Annotated in this window: 21 protein-coding genes; 7 read left to right on the top strand and 14 right to left on the bottom strand. The window is 67.2% G+C overall.

All coding sequences use genetic code 11. The features are described from left to right. The first annotated feature begins 65 nt into the window (after positions 1-65). Positions 66-1,268: an MFS transporter gene (locus tag ACIA49_RS41285; protein WP_396383830.1), complete on the top strand. Its 1,203-nt coding sequence runs from the start codon at positions 66-68 to the stop codon at positions 1,266-1,268. Between the two features lie 44 nt (positions 1,269-1,312). Here ACIA49_RS41285 and ACIA49_RS41280 read toward each other — a convergent pair whose 3' ends face one another. The 3 genes from ACIA49_RS41280 to ACIA49_RS41270 form a co-directional block, all read right to left on the bottom strand. Continuing rightward, positions 1,313-1,987 carry a response regulator transcription factor gene (locus ACIA49_RS41280; RefSeq protein ID WP_396383829.1) on the bottom strand — a complete coding sequence of 225 codons (675 nt, stop codon included), beginning with the start codon at positions 1,985-1,987 and terminating at the stop codon, positions 1,313-1,315. Positions 1,988-2,158: 171 nt separating this feature from the next. Next, entirely contained in the window at positions 2,159-2,941 is a 783-nt protein-coding gene (locus ACIA49_RS41275) for an SDR family NAD(P)-dependent oxidoreductase (protein ID WP_396383828.1), read from the bottom strand. Further along, on the bottom strand, positions 2,934-3,551 hold the full coding sequence (locus ACIA49_RS41270) for a ScbR family autoregulator-binding transcription factor (RefSeq protein WP_396383827.1): 618 nt from the start codon (positions 3,549-3,551) through the stop codon (positions 2,934-2,936). Before ACIA49_RS41270 ends, ACIA49_RS41275 begins: the two co-directional genes overlap by 8 nt. Positions 3,552-3,686: 135 nt before the next feature. Between ACIA49_RS41270 and ACIA49_RS41265 the strand changes: the two genes are divergently transcribed. Beyond that, positions 3,687-4,577 carry a ScbA/BarX family gamma-butyrolactone biosynthesis protein gene (locus tag ACIA49_RS41265; RefSeq protein ID WP_396383826.1) on the top strand — a complete coding sequence of 297 codons (891 nt, stop codon included), beginning with the start codon at positions 3,687-3,689 and terminating at the stop codon, positions 4,575-4,577. Between the two features lie 75 nt (positions 4,578-4,652). Here the strand turns inward: ACIA49_RS41265 and ACIA49_RS41260 are convergent, their stop codons facing one another. Further along, complete coding sequence (locus ACIA49_RS41260; protein ID WP_396383825.1) at positions 4,653-6,059, bottom strand: tannase/feruloyl esterase family alpha/beta hydrolase; 1,407 nt, start codon at positions 6,057-6,059, stop codon at positions 4,653-4,655. A 50-nt stretch (positions 6,060-6,109) separates the two neighbouring features. Between ACIA49_RS41260 and ACIA49_RS41255 the strand changes: the two genes are divergently transcribed. Further along, positions 6,110-6,946 (top strand): helix-turn-helix transcriptional regulator, encoded by an 837-nt coding sequence (locus ACIA49_RS41255; RefSeq protein ID WP_396383824.1) that lies wholly within the window; start codon positions 6,110-6,112, stop codon positions 6,944-6,946. Positions 6,947-6,949: 3 nt separating this feature from the next. On the opposite strand, the gene ACIA49_RS41250 is transcribed toward ACIA49_RS41255, so the two are convergent. Genes ACIA49_RS41250 through ACIA49_RS41240 form a run of 3 tightly spaced genes read right to left on the bottom strand, consistent with a single transcriptional unit; the run spans position 6,950 to position 10,774 of the window. Then, on the bottom strand, positions 6,950-7,774 hold the full coding sequence (locus ACIA49_RS41250) for a hypothetical protein (RefSeq protein WP_396383823.1): 825 nt from the start codon (positions 7,772-7,774) through the stop codon (positions 6,950-6,952). Then, positions 7,771-9,549 (bottom strand): AMP-dependent synthetase/ligase, encoded by a 1,779-nt coding sequence (locus ACIA49_RS41245; protein WP_396383822.1) that lies wholly within the window; start codon positions 9,547-9,549, stop codon positions 7,771-7,773. Before ACIA49_RS41245 ends, ACIA49_RS41250 begins: the two co-directional genes overlap by 4 nt. A gap of 16 nt (positions 9,550-9,565) precedes the next feature. Beyond that, on the bottom strand, positions 9,566-10,774 hold the full coding sequence (locus ACIA49_RS41240; RefSeq protein WP_396383821.1) for a lipase family protein: 1,209 nt from the start codon (positions 10,772-10,774) through the stop codon (positions 9,566-9,568). 96 nt (positions 10,775-10,870) lie between these two features. Here ACIA49_RS41240 and ACIA49_RS41235 point away from each other — a divergent pair, with 96 nt between their 5' ends. Next, positions 10,871-11,497, top strand: a complete 627-nt coding sequence (locus tag ACIA49_RS41235; protein WP_396383820.1) for a TetR/AcrR family transcriptional regulator — start codon at positions 10,871-10,873, stop codon at positions 11,495-11,497. On the opposite strand, the gene ACIA49_RS41230 is transcribed toward ACIA49_RS41235, so the two are convergent. Genes ACIA49_RS41230 through ACIA49_RS41220 form a run of 3 tightly spaced genes read right to left on the bottom strand, consistent with a single transcriptional unit; the run spans position 11,481 to position 13,545 of the window. Further along, positions 11,481-11,786, bottom strand: a complete 306-nt coding sequence (locus ACIA49_RS41230) for a hypothetical protein (protein WP_396383819.1) — start codon at positions 11,784-11,786, stop codon at positions 11,481-11,483. The two genes, ACIA49_RS41235 and ACIA49_RS41230, sit on opposite strands and share 17 nt — an antisense overlap. Continuing rightward, the gene (locus ACIA49_RS41225; protein ID WP_396383818.1) at positions 11,780-12,607 is read right to left on the bottom strand and encodes an alpha/beta fold hydrolase; all 828 of its coding nucleotides are present in this window, start codon (positions 12,605-12,607) and stop codon (positions 11,780-11,782) included. The genes ACIA49_RS41230 and ACIA49_RS41225 overlap by 7 nt, the downstream gene beginning before the upstream one ends. Beyond that, positions 12,604-13,545 (bottom strand): patatin family protein, encoded by a 942-nt coding sequence (locus ACIA49_RS41220; RefSeq protein ID WP_396383817.1) that lies wholly within the window; start codon positions 13,543-13,545, stop codon positions 12,604-12,606. Before ACIA49_RS41220 ends, ACIA49_RS41225 begins: the two co-directional genes overlap by 4 nt. Before the next feature lie 63 nt (positions 13,546-13,608). Here ACIA49_RS41220 and ACIA49_RS41215 point away from each other — a divergent pair, with 63 nt between their 5' ends. Then, on the top strand, positions 13,609-14,211 hold the full coding sequence (locus ACIA49_RS41215) for a TetR/AcrR family transcriptional regulator (RefSeq protein WP_396383816.1): 603 nt from the start codon (positions 13,609-13,611) through the stop codon (positions 14,209-14,211). On the opposite strand, the gene ACIA49_RS41210 is transcribed toward ACIA49_RS41215, so the two are convergent. Beyond that, on the bottom strand, positions 14,177-14,974 hold the full coding sequence (locus ACIA49_RS41210; RefSeq protein WP_396383815.1) for an AraC family transcriptional regulator: 798 nt from the start codon (positions 14,972-14,974) through the stop codon (positions 14,177-14,179). The genes ACIA49_RS41215 and ACIA49_RS41210 overlap by 35 nt on opposite strands. 48 nt (positions 14,975-15,022) lie before the next feature. Here ACIA49_RS41210 and ACIA49_RS41205 point away from each other — a divergent pair, with 48 nt between their 5' ends. Both ACIA49_RS41205 and ACIA49_RS41200 read left to right on the top strand, forming a co-directional pair. Further along, positions 15,023-15,958, top strand: coding sequence for a DMT family transporter (locus ACIA49_RS41205; RefSeq protein WP_396383814.1), 936 nt, complete (start codon positions 15,023-15,025; stop codon positions 15,956-15,958). Further along, complete coding sequence (locus ACIA49_RS41200) at positions 15,934-16,470, top strand: DUF664 domain-containing protein (protein ID WP_396383813.1); 537 nt, start codon at positions 15,934-15,936, stop codon at positions 16,468-16,470. Before ACIA49_RS41205 ends, ACIA49_RS41200 begins: the two co-directional genes overlap by 25 nt. 3 nt (positions 16,471-16,473) lie before the next feature. On the opposite strand, the gene ACIA49_RS41195 is transcribed toward ACIA49_RS41200, so the two are convergent. The 3 genes from ACIA49_RS41195 to ACIA49_RS41185 form a co-directional block, all read right to left on the bottom strand. Beyond that, positions 16,474-17,484 carry a hypothetical protein gene (locus ACIA49_RS41195; RefSeq protein WP_396383812.1) on the bottom strand — a complete coding sequence of 337 codons (1,011 nt, stop codon included), beginning with the start codon at positions 17,482-17,484 and terminating at the stop codon, positions 16,474-16,476. Positions 17,485-17,502: 18 nt separating this feature from the next. Continuing rightward, positions 17,503-18,135 carry a class I SAM-dependent methyltransferase gene (locus tag ACIA49_RS41190; protein ID WP_396383811.1) on the bottom strand — a complete coding sequence of 211 codons (633 nt, stop codon included), beginning with the start codon at positions 18,133-18,135 and terminating at the stop codon, positions 17,503-17,505. A gap of 206 nt (positions 18,136-18,341) precedes the next feature. Beyond that, positions 18,342-19,673 carry an MFS transporter gene (locus ACIA49_RS41185; protein ID WP_396383810.1) on the bottom strand — a complete coding sequence of 444 codons (1,332 nt, stop codon included), beginning with the start codon at positions 19,671-19,673 and terminating at the stop codon, positions 18,342-18,344. Positions 19,674-19,690: the final 17 nt, after the last annotated feature.

Genomic DNA, 19,690 nt, shown 5'->3' with positions numbered 1-19,690 from the left:
GTGGCGCACCTCACTTTCGACGACCTTGACCTGCACATCAATGAGAAGGTTTGAGTATATCTCCCATGGCTGCTTCCCAGACTGAGATCTCGACACCGCCCCTCGGAGGCGGGAACACACTGCCCTGGTCACCCTTGCTGGCGCTGAGCACCGCGGCGTTCGTCGGCATCCTGACCGAGGCCCTACCCGCCGGCGTCCTGCCGGAGATGGCCCGCGACCTGTCGGTCAGCGAGTCCGCCGCCGGTCAGTCACTGACGATTTATGCTATCGCGACCGGCGTCGCGGCGATCCCGTTGTCCGTGGCGACCGCCACCTGGAACCGCAAGAAGCTGCTGCTGCTCGCGGTCGCGATGATCGGTATCGCGAACGTCGTCACGGCGACCTCCTCCAGCTACGTGCTGACCATGGGCTTCCGCCTGCTGGCCGGTATCGCGGCGGCCGCGGTCTGGGCCGAGCTGGTCGGCTACGCGCGCCGCTTGGCGCCGCCGCACCTGCAAGGCCGGGCCATCTCGATCACGATGGCCGGTGTTCCCCTCGCACTGGCCCTCGGCATCCCGGTCGGCACGTTCCTCGGCAATCTCTTCGGCTGGCGACTCACCTTCGGCATCGTGGCCGCACTCTCGGTGCTGCTGCTGGGCTGGATGGGTCTGTCGGTTCCATCCACACCCGGCCAGCCGGTCGGACAGCGTGAGCCGATCTTCCAGGCCCTCAAGCTTCCGGGCGTCGTCGCCGTCCTGTTCACGGTCGCGGCCTGGGTGCTGGCGCACAACATCCTCTACACCTACATCTCGACCTTCCTCGACGAGTACCACATGGGCGCCCGGCGTGACGTCGTACTGCTGGTCTTCGGTATCGCGTCCGTCATCAGCATCGTGATCACCGGCGCCCTGGTCGACCGCAAGCTGCGCGGTCTCACCATCGGCTCCGCGGCCCTGTTCGTGCTCGCCGCGGCGATGCTCGGACTGGCCGCCAGCAACGACCTCGTGGTGTACGCGGCCATGATCATCTGGGGCCTCAGCTGGGGTGGCGTCACCACGCTGCTGCAGACGGCCGTCACCGACGCAGGTGGCGACCGGGGCCAGGCTCTGCTGGTGACCACGTGGAACTCGTTCATGGCCGGCGGCGGCGCTGTCGGTGGCATCCTGCTCGCAGTCCTCGGCCCGAAGTCCTTCCCCTGGGGCGTCCTCGTGCTCGTAGTCCCCGTGCTGCTGGTGGCCATCATCGCCCGCAAGCACGGCTTCCCAAGCCGGCGACCAAACGCAGCCTGATCGCCGAAGAGGCCGTGTCCGTCCTGGGACGGACACGGCCTCACCTATCCCCTGCCGATCCGGTAGCCGACGCCGCGGACCGTGATGATCCACGAGCTGGCTCCGAGCTTGGCCCGCAGACTCCGCACGTGGGTGTCGATCGTGCGACTCGAGTCGGCCCAACTGGTCTCCCAGACACTGGCCATCAACTGTTTGCGCGACACCGCCTCATCGGGATGCGAGGCCAGCTTGTGCAACAGCTCGAACTCCTTGCCGGTCAGCCGCACCGGCTCACCGCGAACGCGCGCTTCATGCGCTTGCACATCGAGGCTCAACGAGCCCAGCGTCATCACGCGGCCCGGCTGACGGCACGGCAGCGTCCGCCGCAGCACCGCTTCGATCCGGGCCAGCATCTCCCGCGGGCCGCAACGGACGTCCACGCAGTCGTCCGCGCCGGCCTGCAACGCGAGGATCCGGTCGGTCTCCGTCCCACCAGACGAGACCGTAATGATCGGTTTGTCACCAGCACCCCGAATCGACCGGCACACCTCGAGCCCGTCGATATCGGGCAGATCCAAGTCCAGCAAGACGAAATCAGCACTCCGATGTGCTCGCAACGCCTTGGCGCCGGTGTCCACACAGCTGACGGCGTAGCCCTGCCTGCGCAGGTCCTGCCGCCTGTTTTCGATCTCCGCGGAGATCCCTTCGACCACGAGAACGCGCACTGTCCCTTGTGCCACTGCTCACCTCACATGCCTCTCGATACGAGACCTCACCGGCAGCGTCCCCCCAGGACACTCAAATAATAGTGATCTTTTTTTTATCGTCAACGAAAGTTAGTCACCAGGTGGGCACAGAGCGCAGACTTGGCCAAGTCGCAGGCGGACCTGGCTAAGTCGCAGTGGGTTTCGTCAGATCGCGCTGGCTCCGCCGTCGACCGGGATGGCACCACCGGTGATGAACGAGGCCTGATCGCTGAGCAGCCAAGCGGCAGCGCGCGCCACCTCGATCGGGTCCGCCATCCGCGGCTGGATCTGGCGGGCGACCGATCCCTGTTCGAGCGGCGGGAACGCGCGAATCGCGTTCTCGATCAGCTCGGTGCGCGTCGTGCCGACGATCAGCGCGTTGATCCGGATGCCGAACTGGCCGTACTCGGCCGCCGCGGCCCGGGTCAGACCCAGTACGGCGTGCTTGGCGGCGACGTACGCGGATCCTGCACCAGTGGCGAACTCACCGGCGGTGCTGGAGGTGTTGACCACCGAGCCGCCGCCCGCCTCGATCATCACCGGCAGCTGATGTTTGAGGCAGTTCCACGTCCCGCGGACGTTGACGTCCATGGTCCGCTCGAAGTCCGCGTCGTCGGTCTCGTGCAGGAGCGTCCCGATGGTCCCCCAACCGGCGTTGTTGAACGCGCCGTTCAGACCTCCGAACGCTCTCACCGCGGTGGCGACCGCTCGCTCGACCGCATCGGTGTCGGTGACATCACCCGGTGCCAGCTCGACCCGTCCACCAGCCGCACGAATCTCGGCCGCGATCTCCTCCAGCTTGTCCTTACGACGAGCCATCAGTACGACGGCCGCCCCCTCGACCGCGAACCATCGGGCGGCCGCGGCACCGATGCCGCTGGACGCACCGGTGATCATGATCGTCCTGCCACTCAGCGTTCCTACTGCATCGCGTACAGCCTCACTCACGGCCGATCCCCTTGATCCCGTTGCACTGATCCGACACTCCCAGCGCCGGCATCAGACAGCGCCAGATCTCTTCTACCCGGTCGACCAGGTCCTCGTGAGCGGTCTCGACGTACGAGTGCATCTGCGCGCCGGTACAGGCATTGACGATCATCCGGGCGATCGACTGGATGTCGACCTCGGGCTTCAGCTCCCCGCTGTCCACCGCGGACTGCAGGTCGGCCGCCACCAGCGTGGTCCACTGCTGATGCGAGTTCTCACCCGCGGGCATGAACCGGTCCTGCTCCCATACCAGCCGGGCCCCCGCCCGCAGCATCGGGCTCTCCGCGAGCTGCCGCGCCCACGTCTTGGTCACGTCGATGGCCCGCTGCAACCCGTGCGAGTCCGCCGGCGGTACGACGAACTCCGGCTGGCCGGCCACGATCGCCCGGGCCAGCTCCTCCTTGGAGCGGAAGTGGAAGTAGACCCCACCCAGTGTCACCCCGGCCCGGTCGGCGATCTTCATGACGCTGGCACCGGAGAACCCGTTCTCCGCGAACACCTCGGCGGCGGCCAGCATCACTGCTGCCCTGGTCCGCTCGGCCCGCGCCTGTTTCACCACCCGTTGCGCCATGTGGACACCTCTCCCTTGCAATCTGCGCGGAATCGCTTCACGAAAAGAACAACTTTATTTAATTTATACGTGGACACTGGGCGGATCCACCGTCCGTGTCCTCTACCTGTCGTCCCACAGGGGGGAAAAACTGCCATGACCATCAGCCCAGCCGCCATAGCTCCACCGATCCAAACGCTTGTCCGCAAGGACAAATCGGAGGAAGCCCTCGTCACCGACTGGCGTGAACTCCCCGATCTGGTCCAGGAAGTCGTCACCACGTGGCCACAGAGTCACGCTTTCTATACAGAGGGCGACCATTTCACACCTTTGCTGTTCACGGAAAGCCTGCGGCAAGCACTCGCTTTACTCAGTCACCGTGTTCATTCGATTCCATTGGGTCACCGACTCGGCTGGGAACAGATCAGTTCCTGGATTCTTCCGACCGCGCTGGACGTCCAGGGCAGCGCGCGGAAGGTCACTCTCCTGGTGAGTCACCCGAGCGTCACGCGACGCCGGATGGGATCGGTCTACCTGGTGTCGCGGATCGACGCGGTCAGCGACGGCCGCCGGATCGGCGGCGCCGAGGTGCGCTACAGCGCGCACCCGCCGGCGATCTACGACCGCCTCCGCGGTCCCTACTCCTCGGCGAAGGACGCCTTCAGCAAAGCCATCGCGCTCACCCCGCCGGTCGACCCCGCGCTGGTAGGCCGCAGCAGCACGCGCAACGTCGTACTGACTCCACTGAACCAGCCACTGAGCTGGCAGCTGCGAGTGGACACCACCCACAGCGTCCTCTTCGACCACCCGCACGACCACGTGCCCGGCATGGTCCTCCTCGAGGCCGCCGCTCAAGCGGCACAGGCGTCCCTACCGACCCCGGTAGCGACCACCCGCTTCGACACCCAGTTCCTCCGCTACGTCGAGTTCGACCAGCCCTGCCACGTCACCGCCACCCCCGCCGCCAACGGCGTGGTCCACGTAACCGTCACCCAATCCGCCACCCCCGTCTTCACCTCCGCCGTAACCACCGAACCCTGGACCTAACCGTCCGCCGCGCTAACGTCCGAACGATCGGAGGGCCCGCCTCCGGTTTTTCGGACGTTAGCTTCGGCAGGTGCACTAGGCGTTGAGATCGGAGAGAGTCCTGGGAGCTTTGCCCTGCTCGACCCACTTCACCAGTGCACCGAGCGGGTCGGTCGGGGCCGGTCCGCCGCCGCAGTGACCAGCACCCGGGACCAGGAAGAGTCGGTAGAAGCTGTCCACGCGGCCCATCCGGTGCTCGACGCGCTGACGGTAGTCGACAGTGCCTTGCGCCGGGATGAGGCTGTCGGCGAGGCCGTGCCAGGAGAGCAGCTTGCCGCCCGCGCGTCGGAGGCCGGACAGGTCGGGGTTGTCGCTGCCGATCACCTTGTTGTACTGCGCGTGCGACTGCCGGAAGAGCTTGTAGTACTGGGCATACGTGAGCTTGCTGGTGTCGTAGCTCGGGTCGAGCTTGAGGAAGTTGCGGATCCAGCTGTCCGGTACGACGAACGGCACCGCGTGCTGCCCGTCAGTCGCGGCCAGCCCGTCGAGCGGCGTACCGCGGGTGAGGCCGTACCAGGGACCGCCGTCCCAGATCTTGCGCACTACGCGTGCATCGGCAGCCGTGATCGTCACCGACTTGCCCTCACACAACACCGTCTTGCCGATCAACCGCTCCGGCGCCCAATGACAGTTCGCCGGGTCCTCAAGACCACAAGCCTGTACGGCGGCCTTGGTGAACTCCTCGAACTCACACTTCGTCGGGTAGGTGTGTTCCTGGTTCATCACCACGGCCGGCCAGATCGCCCCGACCGTCCAGCGATCCCAGTTGACCGCGGGTGAGGCGGCGAGGATGCCGTCGAAGTCGGTCGGGTGCTGCTGCGCCTCGACGTACCCCTGACGGCCGCCGGTCGAGCAACCGTTCCAGTACGTGTACGCCGCCGCGCGACCGTAGTAGTCGTTCACGACGGCCTTGCCCACGATCGCGAGATCGTGCACCGAGCGCGAGGCGAAGTTCGTCAGCAGGCCCTGATCGACCTTGCCGTCCTTGAGCGCCCACGAGTCCGCGGTGTACGGCGACCCGACCACGCCGGCGTCGGTCGAGGCAACGGCGTACCCGGCCTTGATCGCGTTCGCCCACGGCGCGCCGAACTCACCGGCCGCGTATCCCCCGCCGCCAAGCGCCTGGAAGCGTCCGTTCCAGCCGGTCTTCGGCAGCCAGACCACGGTCTTCACGTGGTCCCCGGCGCCCGGGTGGCTGAGCTGGACGGTGACCTGGCAGTACGCCGGTACGCCGGCGACCGAACTGGCCGGGAACGGCGGGTTGGCGGGGAAGTCGACGGTGCCACCAGGCTGGTCGAGTCCGGTCACGGAGTCGACGTGACCGCCCTGCGGCGCCTTGACGGAGAGGCTCGAGCACGCGCTGGGCGCCGCGCTGCTCGGGAGTGGGACCAGTACGGCGAGCGGGACGATCGCCGCGGCCACCAGGGTCAGGAGTCGTTTCATGCTCCTACCGAACCAACGCCGCTCAGAGGCAACCAGGGATACTTTGTCCTGTGATCCAGGGCACAGGACTGAACCGGGCGATGCTCGCCGACTTCCTGCGGACCCGCCGGGCTCAGCTGCAGCCGGAGGATGTCGGGCTGCCGCGGGCGCGGCGCCGCCGGTCGGACGGGCTGCGTCGCGAGGAGGTTGCGGAGCTCGCCGGAGTCTCGGCCGACTACTACAGCCGGATTGAGCAGCAGCGCGGGCCGCGACCGTCCGAGCCGATCCTGAGCTCGCTCGCCGAGGGGCTGCGGCTGAGCGAGGACGAGCGGAAGCACCTCTTCAGGCTGGCCGGCTACCCGAACCCGCCGCGGCACCTGAATGACCGCGCGGCTCAGCACCTCCTGCGGGTAATGCAGCAGTTGGACAACACACCCGCTCAGATCTGCAGCCACCTTGGTGAGACTCTCCAGCAGAACGATCTCTCGGTCGCCGTCTTCGGGGATCACTCACGCTTCGACGGAATCGAGCGGTACTGGGCCTGTCGGTGGTTCCTGACTCCGGCGGAGCGAGAGCTCTACGCGCCGGATGACCACGATCGCATCTCCCGCGCGATCGTCGCCGAGGTGCTCGCCACTCACGCCACGTCAGACCCGCAGGCCGCCGTACTGGTGGAGACCTTGCTCGGCCGGAGCCCCGAGTTCGCCGAGGTCTGGGCCGAGCATCCGGTGTTCGAGCAGGACTGGCCGCGGCTGCACCTGAACCATCCCGAGGCCGGCTGGCTGGAGCTGAACAGCGACTACGTCGTCGACTCGGACCGCTCCCAGTTCCTCGCCATCTTCACCGCCGATCCGGGCAGCCCGGACGAGCAGAAGCTGCGCGAACTGGCGGACACCTTCGTCTGGTGATCTTCAGAGCGCGGTCGCCTTCGCGTTGCGCTCGAACTTCGACCACAGGGTTGACGTGCAGTTGGTGCAGGACGGACCGAAGAACTCGCCGCGGGCCTGCGCGTCACCCATCAGCCAGTAGCGGAACCAGGCCGTGATCGCGCCGCGGAACTGACCGCCGTCCGGGCTGACCACGAAGTGATCGGCGCCCTTCAGCTCGGCGTAGATCGCGGGTACCTGGGCGCTCTGCGTGTAGCGGTCGTGCACGACCGACGGCCAGACGATCAGGTCTGCCGATCCCGCGAAGTACAAGGCCGGACCGTGCAGGTCCGCGGGGTCGTTGAACGGCCCGCCCTCGAGCGGCGCCACGGTGTCCACGCGCGGGTCCGCACCGGCACCGACGGCTGCGCCACCGCCCAACGAGTGACCGGTCGCGCCGACATGGTCGAGGTCGACCTTGCCCGCGAACACGCTGCCCGCCGTACCGTTCTGTGCTGTCAGGTAGTCGAGCCCTTCGAGCAGCGGATCACCCGAGCTCGACCGGCCTTCGCCCGCGGCCACGATGAAACCGTGGGACGCGAAGTGCTCCAACAACTGCTGGTACGTCGATACTGTCGCGGCCGCGCCGTTGCTCCACAGGATCACGGGGTGCTTCGCGCAGCCGAGCGTCCCGAGCTGGGTCGGCCGGATGATCGTCGTACCTTGGCCGTTGGAGGCCGAGGTGACCGCGTACGGGCCGGGCGCCGACCAGTTCTTGTTCACCGACGGGCAGCCGGCTGCTTGAGCCGCAGGTGTCAGGTTGACGACCAGAGCGGCGGCCGTGACGACTATCGCGAGCAGGCGTTTCACTGGAGCTCCTTCGAGGCGTAGAGAGTGTTCAGCGAGCGAGCGTATTTGTCCCGCACCACGGATCGTTTGAGCTTCAGCGTAGGCGTCAGTTCGCCGGTATCCGTGCCCCAAAGGGACTCCAGCAGGGACCAGCGTTTCACCTGTTCGACCCTCGACAAACGCGCGTTGCCGGTGCGCACCGCCTGCTCGATCTCAGCCCGTACGGCGGGATGCGCGGCAGCCTCGACCGACGTACCGGCTTCGATATTGCGTGCCCTGCACCACTGGCGCCAACCGGGATCGAGCGTGATCAGGGCCACCAGGTACGGGCGGTTGTCGCCGTGGACGTAGACCGAGCCGATCAGGTCGGAGGCCGAGGAGACCGCCTGCTCGACATTGGCGGCCGAGATGTTCTTCCCGGCCGCGTTGATGATCAACTCCTTCTTGCGGCCGACGATCGAAAGGTAGCCGTCGGCATCGATCCGGCCGAGATCGCCGGTGTGCAGCCAGCCGTCGATGAAGGTATCGGCGGTGTCATCCGGCCGGTTCAGATAGCCGGGCGAGATGATCCGGCCGCGGGCCAGCAGTTCACCGTCGTCAGCCAAGCGCAGTTCGACACCGGGCAGGGCGCGGCCGACAGTGCCGAGACGGGGTTCGCTGAGCGAGTTGAGGGTCAGGACGGCGGAGGTCTCGGTCATGCCGTAGGCCTCGACGATCGTGACACCGATGCCGCGGAAGAACGTCAGCACGTCCGGCGAGATCGGCGCTGCCCCACTGACCGCCACCATCAGTTCGTCGAGGCCGAGCGCGAGCCGGATCCGCCGATAGACCAGCCGTTCGAACACCAGCCCGCGCGGTTCTCCCTTGCGGGCAACGGCGATCGCTCGGCGCAGCAGCGCCCGTCGTACTGGGGATCGTTCGGTGATGGCCCGTTCGGTGATTGCTCCGAGCAACTTCTCCCAGACGCGCGGGACCGCGAGGAACACGTGCGGTTGGATGACCGGGAGCTCGTCGGGCAGGGTGCGGAGATCCCTTACGTAGGTGACGGTCGAGGCGAGCGCCGTACCGAGGTAGTGCGTGATCATCCGCTCGGCGAGGTGAGCGAGAGGTAGGTAGGAGACCTGAGTTCGCCCCGGCTTTGGGAGTTCGCCCAGGTCCTCGACCACGCGGGTGAGGACTCCGGACAACACGGTGGAGATCCCGGCGTGGGTGACAAGCGTGCCCTTCGGCGGACCCGTCGTACCGGAGGTGTAGACGATTGTTGCCGGATCATCCGGTTGGACCTTTGCTGCGGCAGCTCGCACGTCCGGCAGGCGCTCGGGCAACGACGCGAGTGCGGCCGCGGTCAACACCTCGAACGACAGTACGCCGACCGGCGCCGGGCCCGGGCCGATCACGAGGATCGTCCGGAGCTGCGGCAATCGGTCCCTGATCTCCAGCCAGAGCGGCAGGAACTCCATGTCCACGATGCTGACCTTGCAGGCCGAATCCCCAGCCACATAAGCAAGTTGGTCGGCCGCGAGGGTGTTGTAGTACGACGTCGGGGTCGCGCCGGCGAGCATCACCCCGACATCGGTCAGCACGTGCTCGGCCCGGTTCACCATCTGCAGCCCGACCACGTCACCCGGTTCGATCCCGAGATCGAGCAGTAACAGCGCGATCGCCTGGGCCTGGCGTTCGTACTCGGCCCAGGTCAACCGCCGCTCGCCGTCGACGATCGCCACGACATCAGCGTGCTCGGCCGCGTTGCGTCCCACAAGATCGAGCACAGTCAGGTCGAGGACGGTGTCGGGCATCATCGCGGCGGCTCCTTCAGCAGGACGTCATGGCGGGACGGCTCTGGAAACGGTCGCCCAACCAGTTCAGTGCATTCGTGCCCCAGATGGAGACGGTGCTGACGTGTCCGCCGAGCGGAATCGCGTGCCACTCGAGGGTCGCTCCGGCCGCGCAGTACCTGGACTTGAGCGCTACCGCACCGGCGTACGGGATCAGCTCGTCGGCGGTCCCTTGATAGAGGTAGATCGGCGCGGACGGCTTGACGTTGCCGAGCAGGTTCTCGTGGATGCGCTGCTGCCAGCGCGGGTCCTGGATGACATCCGGAACCGTCGTGTAGTCGTTGAGGTGCCCACCCAGCGCGGTCGTGCCGATCTCGGCGACACAAGCCTGCTTGAGCTTCGCGAACAGCGCCTTGCCCTGCGTGGTCAGCACGTTGTCCAGCGGAACGTCGGGATAGGCCGTCGCCAGGCCGGCCGCGGCAGCTGCCACCAATCCGAACACTCCACCTTCGTTGCTCTTGGCCACCAGATTGAGATCGGCCGGTACCCCGCCGGTCGCCGTACCGACGACGTGCAGATCGGGCGCGTACGCCGCCGCCTGCTCGGCCGCCGCGGCCGCCGCCTGGCCGCCTTGGGAGTAGCCGAAGACCCCGACCGGAGCAGCGGGATCGAGGTTGGCGACCGGGAGTCGGGTCGCCGCGCGAGCGACGTCGAGGAGTGCGCGCCCCTCGGACTTGGCAGTCGCGTAGGTGTGCGTTCCCGGCGTACCGAGTCCTTCGTAGTCGGTCAGCGCGACCGCCCAGCCCTTGCCGATGGCCTGGACGATGAAGGCGACCTCGACCTCGGTACCGGTCCGGAGCTGGTACGACGGCGCGCACTGGTCACCGAGCCCTTGGGTGCCCATCGCGTAGGCCACGACCGGGCGTTTGCCTGGTCCCGTCCAGGCCGTGAGTGGCGTGATCACCGTGCCGGACACGGCGTTCGCCGTACCGGTGGCTGAGGTTGATCGGTAGAGGACCTGGTCCGCGCGGATCGGGGTGGGGAAGAGCCGGAGGATGTCGACGTACAGGTCGACCTTCCGGGTCTTGAGGACGTCACCGGCCCGGACGTCTGGCAGCGGTGAGGGCGCTGTGTAGAAGGGGTCGTTCTGTGGGGTCGGTGGGCGGTCGTCGGCAGCTGCGGGCGCGGCGATGACCGCACAGGACAGGCCTGCGACAGCCAGTCCGGTGACAAGTCTGCGGAACACGGTGGGTACCTCCGGGGCGGGAGAGTGGTAACGAGGATTACCCGAATATAGGGGCCGGGTTAGGCTGTGACAATCCCCTGGACGTGTGGAGGTTCGGTGTCTACAGAGCGCAGCTACGGCGGTGTGCCGTTGGCTCAGCGCCGGGAGGATCGGCGCGCGCGGCTGCTCGCGGCGGGGGTCGAGCTGTTCACCTCGACCGGCTACCAGCAGACCAAGATCACCGAACTGTGCGCCGCGGCCGGGATGTCGAACCGTGGTTTCTACCAGGAGTTCGAGACCAAGGAAGCGCTGCTGCTCGAGCTGTATGTGCGGACCAACCAGCTCGCCTACGACCACGTCAGCCAGACGCTGACCGGCTTGGCGACGGCGGACCCGGCCGCGCGGATCGACGTACTCGTCGACGTCTATCTGGCCGCGGTCACCGCAGACCCGCGACTCGCTCGACTGAACTACGTCGAGGCGGTCGGCGTCAGCCCAGCGGTCGAGGCCCTCCACGTGGAGTGGGTCGGTCGCTGGAGCGAGCTGATCGAGCAAGAGGCCGATCGCGCCGCTGCTCTGGGCCTCGCTCCCCGGCGCGACTTCCGGCTGACCACGATCATGATCGTCGGCGCCATCACCGGGCTGCTGCGCGAGTGGCAGACCCACACGGCTCGCTATCCGGTCTCCGAGATCGCGGCTGAAGCGAAGGCTCTCATTCTCGCGTCGATCACGCGGCAGGCGTGACACGCTTCTTCGTGAAGGTGGCGGCGAACAGGTAGGGCAGGGTGTAGACACTGCCGAGTACGACGGGCAGCGCGAGCAACCGCCGTACGCCGCGTTCGCGGTAGGCGATCCAGGCCATGATCAGCAGCAGATGCAGACCGAAGTCACCATTGATCTGCGCCCGCCAGGGATGGCTGAAGTCGGTGATGAACACGCTGCCGGCCGACAGACCGAGCGTCGTGATGGCATGCACGGTGACTGCGACGATCGCGAGCCAGGCGATGACGAGTGCGCTCCTGATGATCAGCATGCGAACTCGATGATGCGTCGGGCGAGTTCGTCCGGTTGATCCTCCGGGATGAACGAGTAGCTGTCCTCGATCGTGATGATGGTTGCGTCGGGCAAGATTTTTGCCAGCCGGTCGAACAGGTGCGGCTTGAAGATGCGGTCGTCGGCAGCGCGGACCAAGAGGACCGGCTTCGTGAAGCCTTCGAGAGCCGTTGCGGCGTTCAGGGTGTACTTCTTGTCGACGGCACCGATGAAGCGGGTGGCGTCGCGGCGGATCGCGGCGCTGTCTCGGATCGGCTGCAGGTAGTCCTTCAGGATCTCGGCAGGGATTCCGCGTTTGGCCAGCCAGCCGAAGGTGCTCGGTTGATGCTGCACGATCGGGAGTTGGAGCAGGCGACTGCCGAGCCAGATCGCTCCCGGAAGGCTTGCCAGCTTGGGCATCCGGTCGAATGGTGGCGGGAAGAAGTCCTCGAACGCGTCGCACGGGGTGAGCACCACTCGGCCGACTCGCTCGGGGTGATTGGTCATCAGGAGCTGAGTGAGGGCGCCGCCGGTGTCGTTGGCGACCACGGTGACGTCGGTCAGGTCGAGGGCCTCGAGGAACTCGGCGATAAGCTTGGCCACGCCGGGTGGGGTCAGGTCTGCATTGGCCGGCATCGGGATTCGGTGTGCGCCGAGAGGCCAGTCCGGAGCGATGCAGCGGAAGCCGGCGGCCGCTACCTGCGGGACGACCTTGCGCCAGAGCTTGCCGTTGACCAACAGACCATGCACGAAGACGACCGCGGGCCCGGCCCCCTGCTCGACGTACTCGACCTCGCCGCTCGGCAGCACCACGGTGCTCATACGCGCCGCCAACTCTCGGTGCCCAGCGACAGCGCCTCCAGCGCAACCTGCCGACCAGTCTGTACGGCGGCGCGAAGCGGCTGCGGCCGGCGTTCGGTCCGGCCGATGCTCAGACTGTCGGCGGGTGGACGGATCTGGATCGTCCCCGGATGCTCGGCCAGCAACGCCTCCTCCTCGGCACGGATCTCGACCCGGCGCAGCCAGGGGTCGAGGGCGCCGGGTGCGTAGCGGGCGAACCAGCGATTCAGGAACGCGCGCTCGGCAGGTGATGGTGCGCGCTGGGTCTCGTTCAGTCGCCGGGTCCGCAGGGCGACGACGTGGGTCGCGTGCTGGGCGAGCGCCGTACGAATGGGAGTTCCTTCGGTGACTCCGGCGTCGACGTAGGTGTGGCCGTCGAGCTCTACCGGCGGGCCGGCCAAGAGGGGCATCGCAGTGGAGGCGCGGAGCGCGGTTTGCAGGCTGCGCTGGTCGTGGAGATGCGGGTGCAGGTCGACGGACTCACCGGTCTGCGCGTCCGTGGCGAGCGGGTGGAACTCGACGGGGTTGTCGAGGACCTCCTGGAAGCCCATCGGCATCACCTCGGTATAGACGGTGTTCACCAGGTAGTGGGTGTCGACCACCGGCTGGCGACGCAGCAGCCGGCGCGGGCTGATCGTCGTACCCATGATGGTTCGGTCCCACCAGGCGTGCTTGGTGCTGTCGGCGCGGCCGCAGAGCAGCCAGGCACCGTTGAGCGCACCGGCCGAGCTGCCGTAGACGGCGTCGAACAGCGGCAGCAGACCGAGCTGCTCGATCGCGACCGTCATCCCACTGGAGAACGCGCCGCGCGAACTCCCACCCTCGATCAGCAGCACGAGCCGGGCGTCGTCGGTACGACGCCCGGGAAGGCTGCCCTGGTCCCGGCGATCCAGCAGCAACTGACGGACGGAATCGTTCACAGTTCGAACTGTATCATTGTTCCGTATCAACGTTACATAACGTCGATATGCTATCGTCGGGCAGTGCCAAGGGTGAAGCAGCGAACCGACGACCTCCAGCAGCGCGGGCTGGCCAGCGCGCTGGCGGTGCTCGACGAAGAGGGCGTCACCGCCCTGACCACACGGACGGTCGCGCGCCGGGCCGGAGCGTCGGTGCCGGCGATCTACGAGGTGTTCGGCGACAAGGCCGGGATCGTCCGCGAGGTCTACTTCGAGGGGTTCCGGTTGCTCGCCGAGCGGCTCGCCGCCGTACCGGTGACGCCGGATCCGCTGGAGGCGCTGCGTCGGCTGGCCGAGTCCTTCCGGCGGTTCATCCTCGACCACGCCGTGCTCGCCGAGGTGATGTTCGCCCGGCCGTTCGCCGACTTCGACCCCACCCAGGACGAGGTCCGGGCCGGGGTCGAAGTCCGGAAGATCTTCGTCGACCACGCGCGGTACGCCGTCGAGCGCGGGCATTTCCACGGCGACCCGACGGATATCGCGCTGATCTTCTTCACCGTCGTCGAGGGCCTGACCGGCGCCGAGAAGGCGAACCGGCTCGGCAGCTCCAAGCAGTCCGCCAACCGCCGGTTCCGGCTCGGGATCAACACCCTCATCGCCGGCTTCGCGCATAGCGGGCCGGAGTGATCCCGAGCATCCGCTTGAAGTGCCGGTTCAGGTGGGACTGGTCGTAGAAGCCGGCCTCGGCGGCGACCGCGCCGGCCGGCATCCCGGCGAGCAGTAGTTCGCGGGCCAACTCCACCCGTCGACCGGTCAGGTAGAGGTGCGGCGGGATCCCGAAGCGCTTGGTGAACGAGCGCACCAGGCTCGTCGGAGTCGCCTGCATCAGGCCCGCCGCTTCTTCCAGGGTGAGACCGCTGACCAGCCGGTCATCCAACAGGTCGTGCAGGTCATCGGCCACCCCACGAGGCGGCGGTTCGACGGATGGGAGCGCCGTACGGCGTAGTTGTTCGCTGACTCGCTCGACGATCAGGGCCAGGCGGGCCTCGGACTCGAAGGACTCACCAGGCTGGGCGAGGACGCCGTGGAGCTGGCTGATTCGCTGCCAGAGCAAGGGGTCGGACAGGTTGGGCTCATCGGTCGCGGGACCGATGAGGCCTGCGCCGAAGGCGTCCTCGGCCAGGTAGATCACGCGTTTGCGGAAGCCCTGCGGGGTCGACGTACGGCCGTCGTGCGGAATGTGCGGCGGCAACAACAGGACCTGCGAGCGCAGGGTGCCGTGGTCGTGCTTGTCGAGGTCGAAGCGCAGGATGCCGTCGTCGAGGATCAGCAAGGTCCAGACACTGTGGGTGTGCACCGGGTAGGCATGCTGGAGAAAGTGCGCATGGAAGACCTCCGTGATCCCGGGGACCTCCGGATGCCAGGCACTGATCGCCGCTTCGCCGACCATGACAAGAACGTACAAGACAATGCCCCGGCGCGAAATCAGCATGGGGAGATGACCAAGCCGTACCTGTACCTGCTGGTGACGATGATCCTGTTCGGGACTGCCTTCCCGAGCTCGAAAGTTGCCGTCGGCCAGCTTCCGCACGAGGTCGCCGCCGCACTCCGCTTCGGCGGGGCCGCACTCGTCCTGCTCCTGGTGCTCATCCTCCGCCGCGACGCGTCGCGCTTCTCCTGGCGCGATCTCCGGACGGCGGGAGCACCTGGCCTGGTCGGCGTCTTCGCGTACAACCTGTTCTTCTTCTGGGCTTTGACCAAGGCGCCGGCCATCGACGGCAGCGTGATCGTCCCGACCATGAGCCCGGTCCTGACCACGATCGCGCTGGTCCTGACCGGCCGCGAGACTGCCTCCCGGCGGCGCGTGATCGGCCTTGCGCTCGGCGTGATCGGCGCGGTCGTCTTCTTCGTCGGGATCGGTGGCGCGGTCAGCGGCTCGCACCTTGCCGGCGACTTCCTCTACCTGGCCGCCGCAGCCTGCTGGGCGTTCTACAGCATCGCCTCGAAGAAGGTGCTGACCAGCATCGACCCGCTCCGCGCAACGACGTACGCGACTGGTGTTGGTGCCTTGGCCCTCACTCTGGTCGCCATCCCGGCGTTTCCCGACACGCAGTGGGGCGCGGTCCCCACGACCGTCTGGGCCAACGTGATCTTCCTGGCGATCGGCCCGACCGCGATTGCCTACTTGTTCTACTACCGGGCCGTGCACACGGTCAGCCCCAGTACTGCGACCGTCGCGATGTTCACCGTTCCGGTCTTCGGCACCGCCGCCGCTGTCATCTTCCTCGAGGAATCCTTCACCACGCTCCAGATCGTCGGAGCCGTCATCACCATCGCCGGTGCCCTCCTGGCCGTCATCAAAATGTCAGCGCGTCCTGGTAGGAACGAGGTGACCCTCAAGGAGGACGCATGCAGTGGAAAGACATCCCCATGACCGAGTGCCTGCGCGGCGGCGAGGCGGAGATGCTCCAGTTCGCCGTCAACCGTGTCCGGCGCCAGTTCGCCTGGAAGACCGGCAACCTGACCGCCTCGCAACTGCGGCAGCAGCACCCACCGTCGACCATGACGCTGGCCGGCCTGGTCAAGCACCTGGCGTTCGTCGAGGCCGGCTTCACCGCCCGCGCCGCGCAACGTCCGATCGAGGCGCCATGGGATGTCCGGGACTGGGTCGCGAACGACAACTGGGCCTGGGAGTCCGCGGTCACCGACGATCCGCAGGAGCTGTACCAGCTCTGGTACTCCAGTGTGGAGCGTTCGCAGGCGACCTGGGCTGAGCTGTGCGCGGATGACGGCCTCGATGTCCTGATCGACGAGGGCAACCCCGACTGGATCACCAGCCGGCGCCGCATCCTCGTCGACATGCTCGAGGAGTACCTCAAGCACACCGGACATGCCGACGTACTGCGCGAAGCCGTCGACGGCCTCCGCGGCAACGACCCCGAATGAGAATCAGTAGGTCTGGTAGTAGATGAGTTGGCCGGATTCGCCGGGGGCCGCGCCTTCGCTGGGGATGAAGAGGGTGATGACGAAGGCGTTCTGGCCGTTCGGGGCTTTCAGAGCGGTGATGCTGGGGTTGGCGAACGCCGTACTGCCGCCGTTGGTGCGGATCGTCGTCCGATCGGCGTTGCCGGTCTGGTAGTCGTAGACGAAGGTGCGCCAGGAGCCGAAGTCGCCCTTGGTGTACTGGCCTTCGATCAGCCCGAAGCCGTAGCCGCGGAAGGTGGTCTGGTCGCGGTCACCGATGTTGCCGCCGACGTTCCAGTAGAGCAGGGCGTTGTCGAAGTTCGGCTGGGCGGCGGTCGTCCAAGAGTTGAAGTTCTTCAGGGTGCCGCGTTGCTGGCGGTCGCGGTCGCAGTTCCACCAGTAGTGGCCGCCGATGTCGATCGTCGAGTGGTCGATGTCGGGTGACAGCGTGACGCTGTAGATGTTCGGCGTACCCTCGGCACACGACGACAGGCGGCGAGGTGCGTCGAAGGAGCGATTCACCTTGCCTGCCAGGAGATCCGCCCGGTTGGCGAAGTATCGGAAGGCGAGATGGTTGTTGCCGCCGCCGGGCTGCTCCTGCTCCCAGGCGAGCACGAAGCCGCCGTTCGACGCCTGCACGATCGTGGGTTGCGAGGCCGGTCCGGTGTTGCTGCCGGCGAGCTCGCGCACCCAGTGCCAGTTGAGCAGATCGGTCGAGGTCGCCAGGTTCACCCGGAAATGGCCGTCACTGGCCATGTGATGGGACACGGCGAGGTATCCACCGGTGCTGTCCTGGATGATCTTCACCGTGTCCATCACGTGGCCGGCGTCGTCCTTGGCGCTGTAGCGCTTCCCGGTCGCACCGGCCACGTTCTCGACGATCCCCCGCAACTCGGCGCGGGCTGGATCCGATGCGGCGGTCGTGGTCGCGGTCGCCGTACCGGCAGTCAGCACGGTGAGCGTGGCGGCGAGCAGAACAGCAAGAGCTCTGGGCATGGGCGGCACCCTTCGCAGTCAGTTGTGCAAGGCCCTCAGGCTAGCCCAGATCAACGTGTGCCCGCTGTCCGCTTCCGGCACGAATTCCACCCGCTCCACGACCAGTCCAGCGGCCTCGATCCACGCTCGAGTAGCGTCGGCGTCCGCGTGGCTCCACCACATCGGTACGTCGCCGCCCAACCAGTTCTCCTCCGCACCAGTCCACGCGGTCGCGCCGACCGTCGCCACGAACATCCCGCCCGGTCGCAACCACGTACCGATCCTTTGCAGCAAGGCCTCCTGCTCGTCCACCGGAATGTGGATCAGCGCGTAGAACGACAGCACCGCATCGAACTCACCCGCCGGCAACTCCAGCGTCGTCACATCACCCTGCAGGAACGTCGCATTCGGAACCCGCTCCCGGGCCCGCGCGACCTGCACCTCACTGATGTCCACGCCGGTGACCTGATGTCCGGAATCGGCCAGCACCTTCGCCACCGGTACGCCCGCTCCGCACCCGACATCAAGCACCCGACTGCGGTCCGGAATCCGAGTCAGCAGCTCACCCAGCCAGTCGCCGTACTTGGTCTCGCTCCCGAACGCCTCGTCGTACTGCACCGACAAGGCGTCATACCCCCGCCGTACCAGCTCCTTGGCTTCCTTGCCGTCCATCCCGTCACCCTAAGCACCCGTCCCCCACCCCGCGACCGAATACCCCGCCGGGCCAACCCTCCAACTCGGTGGACAACCCCTCACCTGGAGGGTTGCCCGCTCACATTCCACAGGGGCAACCCCCCAACTCGGTGGACAACCCCTCACCTGGAGGGTTGCCCGCTCACATTCCACAGGGGCAACCCCCCAACTCGGTGGATATCCCTTCAGGTGGAGGGTTGTGGGGTGGGGTTGGGAGAGGGGCGGCTGGCGTGGTGGAGGGTGGCGACGGAGAGGAGGCAGACGGCGGCGGGTACTAGGAGGGCTGCGGTGGGGGTTAGGAGGGTGGCGGCGCCGGTGGCGGCGGCGAGGGTGAGGGTTTCGACGGTCATGCGGGTGGTGCTGAAGAGGGCAGCGCCGGCGCCGCCTCGGTGGGCGGGTACGTGTTTGAGGGCTTGGCCGTCGGGGACGCCTTCGGTGAGGCCCAGGCAGACGCCGAAGACGCCGGCGCCGATGAACAAGGCCAGCGGGGCGTCGGTGAGTTGGAGCGCGAAGGCCGCGGCAGCGCAGACGACCAGCGCGGTGGTCACCAAGGGTGCTGCCCAGCGGCGGGCGATGCGGGAGGCGACGAGCGGGAGCAGGGTTGAGGGGATGGTGAGCAGGCTCAGGAGGAGACCGACTTGGCCCGCGCCCAGGTGGGCACCGAGTTGGGGCAGGACGGTCAGTCCGACGACCAGAACGCCCATGAAGGCACCCGTGCCGAGGGCATAGGCCCGGTACGCCGGGATGCGCAGCAGGTCGAGCGGGATCGCCGGATCCGCCGTACGGCGTTCCACCCGGACAAGCACCGTGAACCCACCAGCGGCGCTGAGCAGCAACCCGACTGTCGCCCAGACCGGTAGCGCGAATCCGAAAGCGGTGACCGCTGCGGCGATCGTGAACCCGAAGATCACCGCACCGGCGAGGTCGAACTCCTTCGGCAACTCAGTAGAGCGAAGGCTCGGCAGACCGATCGTGGCCAGTACGGCGATGCCCGCGACCGCAGCCGGTACGACGAAGACCAGCGGCCAGCCACCGACCGCCATCAGGCCCTGTGCCGCGAACGGGCCGAGGGCAAGGCTCGTGCCTAGTACGGCGCCGACGTACCCGTAGACGCGGTGACGATCCTCAGGTGGATAGACGGCAAGCACCATCGCCGAACCACCGGCAGCACACATCGCCGCGCCGACGCCGGCCAGCACCCGAAGGGCGACCAGCGTTCCGAGGTCGGGTGCCAGCGCGGACAGCACGCCGGCTACCGCGACCACGATGTTGCCTAGAGCAAAGAACTTTGTGCGTGAGGTGCGATCGGCCAGGACACCGGCCAGCAGCAACGCGGCGGCGAAGAGACCGTTGTACCCGACAACGATCCAGGGACCCAGGGCGTCAGCCCCGCGCAGGTCGGCGGTCGCCGCGGGGACGACGGCGGTCGAGCCGGTGATCGCCAGCGGGAAGACCGAGGTGGAGATGAGGTCGGCGACGAGGACACGTCGACGATGACGGACAGACAGATAAAACACGGTATGCGCTCCGGAGT

Source organism: Kribbella sp. NPDC051587, from assembly GCF_044453945.1.
GTDB lineage: Bacteria > Actinomycetota > Actinomycetes > Propionibacteriales > Kribbellaceae > Kribbella.
The sequence above is the reverse complement of the archived record's forward strand: the minus strand, read 5'-3'. Positions and strand labels throughout refer to the sequence as shown.

Bases quoted from the DNA above. Each gene is read 5' to 3' on its own strand.
- ACIA49_RS41285 (WP_396383830.1), top strand. From the start codon at position 66: ATGGCTGCTTCCCAGACTGAGATCTCGACACCGCCCCTCGGAGGCGGG.
- ACIA49_RS41270 (WP_396383827.1), bottom strand. From the start codon at position 3,551: ATGGCGCAACGGGTGGTGAAACAGGCGCGGGCCGAGCGGACCAGGGCA.
- ACIA49_RS41265 (WP_396383826.1), top strand. From the start codon at position 3,687: ATGACCATCAGCCCAGCCGCCATAGCTCCACCGATCCAAACGCTTGTC.
- ACIA49_RS41260 (WP_396383825.1), bottom strand. From the start codon at position 6,059: ATGAAACGACTCCTGACCCTGGTGGCCGCGGCGATCGTCCCGCTCGCC.
- ACIA49_RS41245 (WP_396383822.1), bottom strand. From the start codon at position 9,549: ATGCCCGACACCGTCCTCGACCTGACTGTGCTCGATCTTGTGGGACGC.
- ACIA49_RS41230 (WP_396383819.1), bottom strand. From the start codon at position 11,786: ATGCTGATCATCAGGAGCGCACTCGTCATCGCCTGGCTCGCGATCGTC.
- ACIA49_RS41225 (WP_396383818.1), bottom strand. From the start codon at position 12,607: ATGAGCACCGTGGTGCTGCCGAGCGGCGAGGTCGAGTACGTCGAGCAG.
- ACIA49_RS41210 (WP_396383815.1), bottom strand. From the start codon at position 14,974: ATGGTCGGCGAAGCGGCGATCAGTGCCTGGCATCCGGAGGTCCCCGGG.
- ACIA49_RS41205 (WP_396383814.1), top strand. From the start codon at position 15,023: ATGACCAAGCCGTACCTGTACCTGCTGGTGACGATGATCCTGTTCGGG.
- ACIA49_RS41200 (WP_396383813.1), top strand. From the start codon at position 15,934: ATGCAGTGGAAAGACATCCCCATGACCGAGTGCCTGCGCGGCGGCGAG.
- ACIA49_RS41195 (WP_396383812.1), bottom strand. From the start codon at position 17,484: ATGCCCAGAGCTCTTGCTGTTCTGCTCGCCGCCACGCTCACCGTGCTG.
- ACIA49_RS41190 (WP_396383811.1), bottom strand. From the start codon at position 18,135: ATGGACGGCAAGGAAGCCAAGGAGCTGGTACGGCGGGGGTATGACGCC.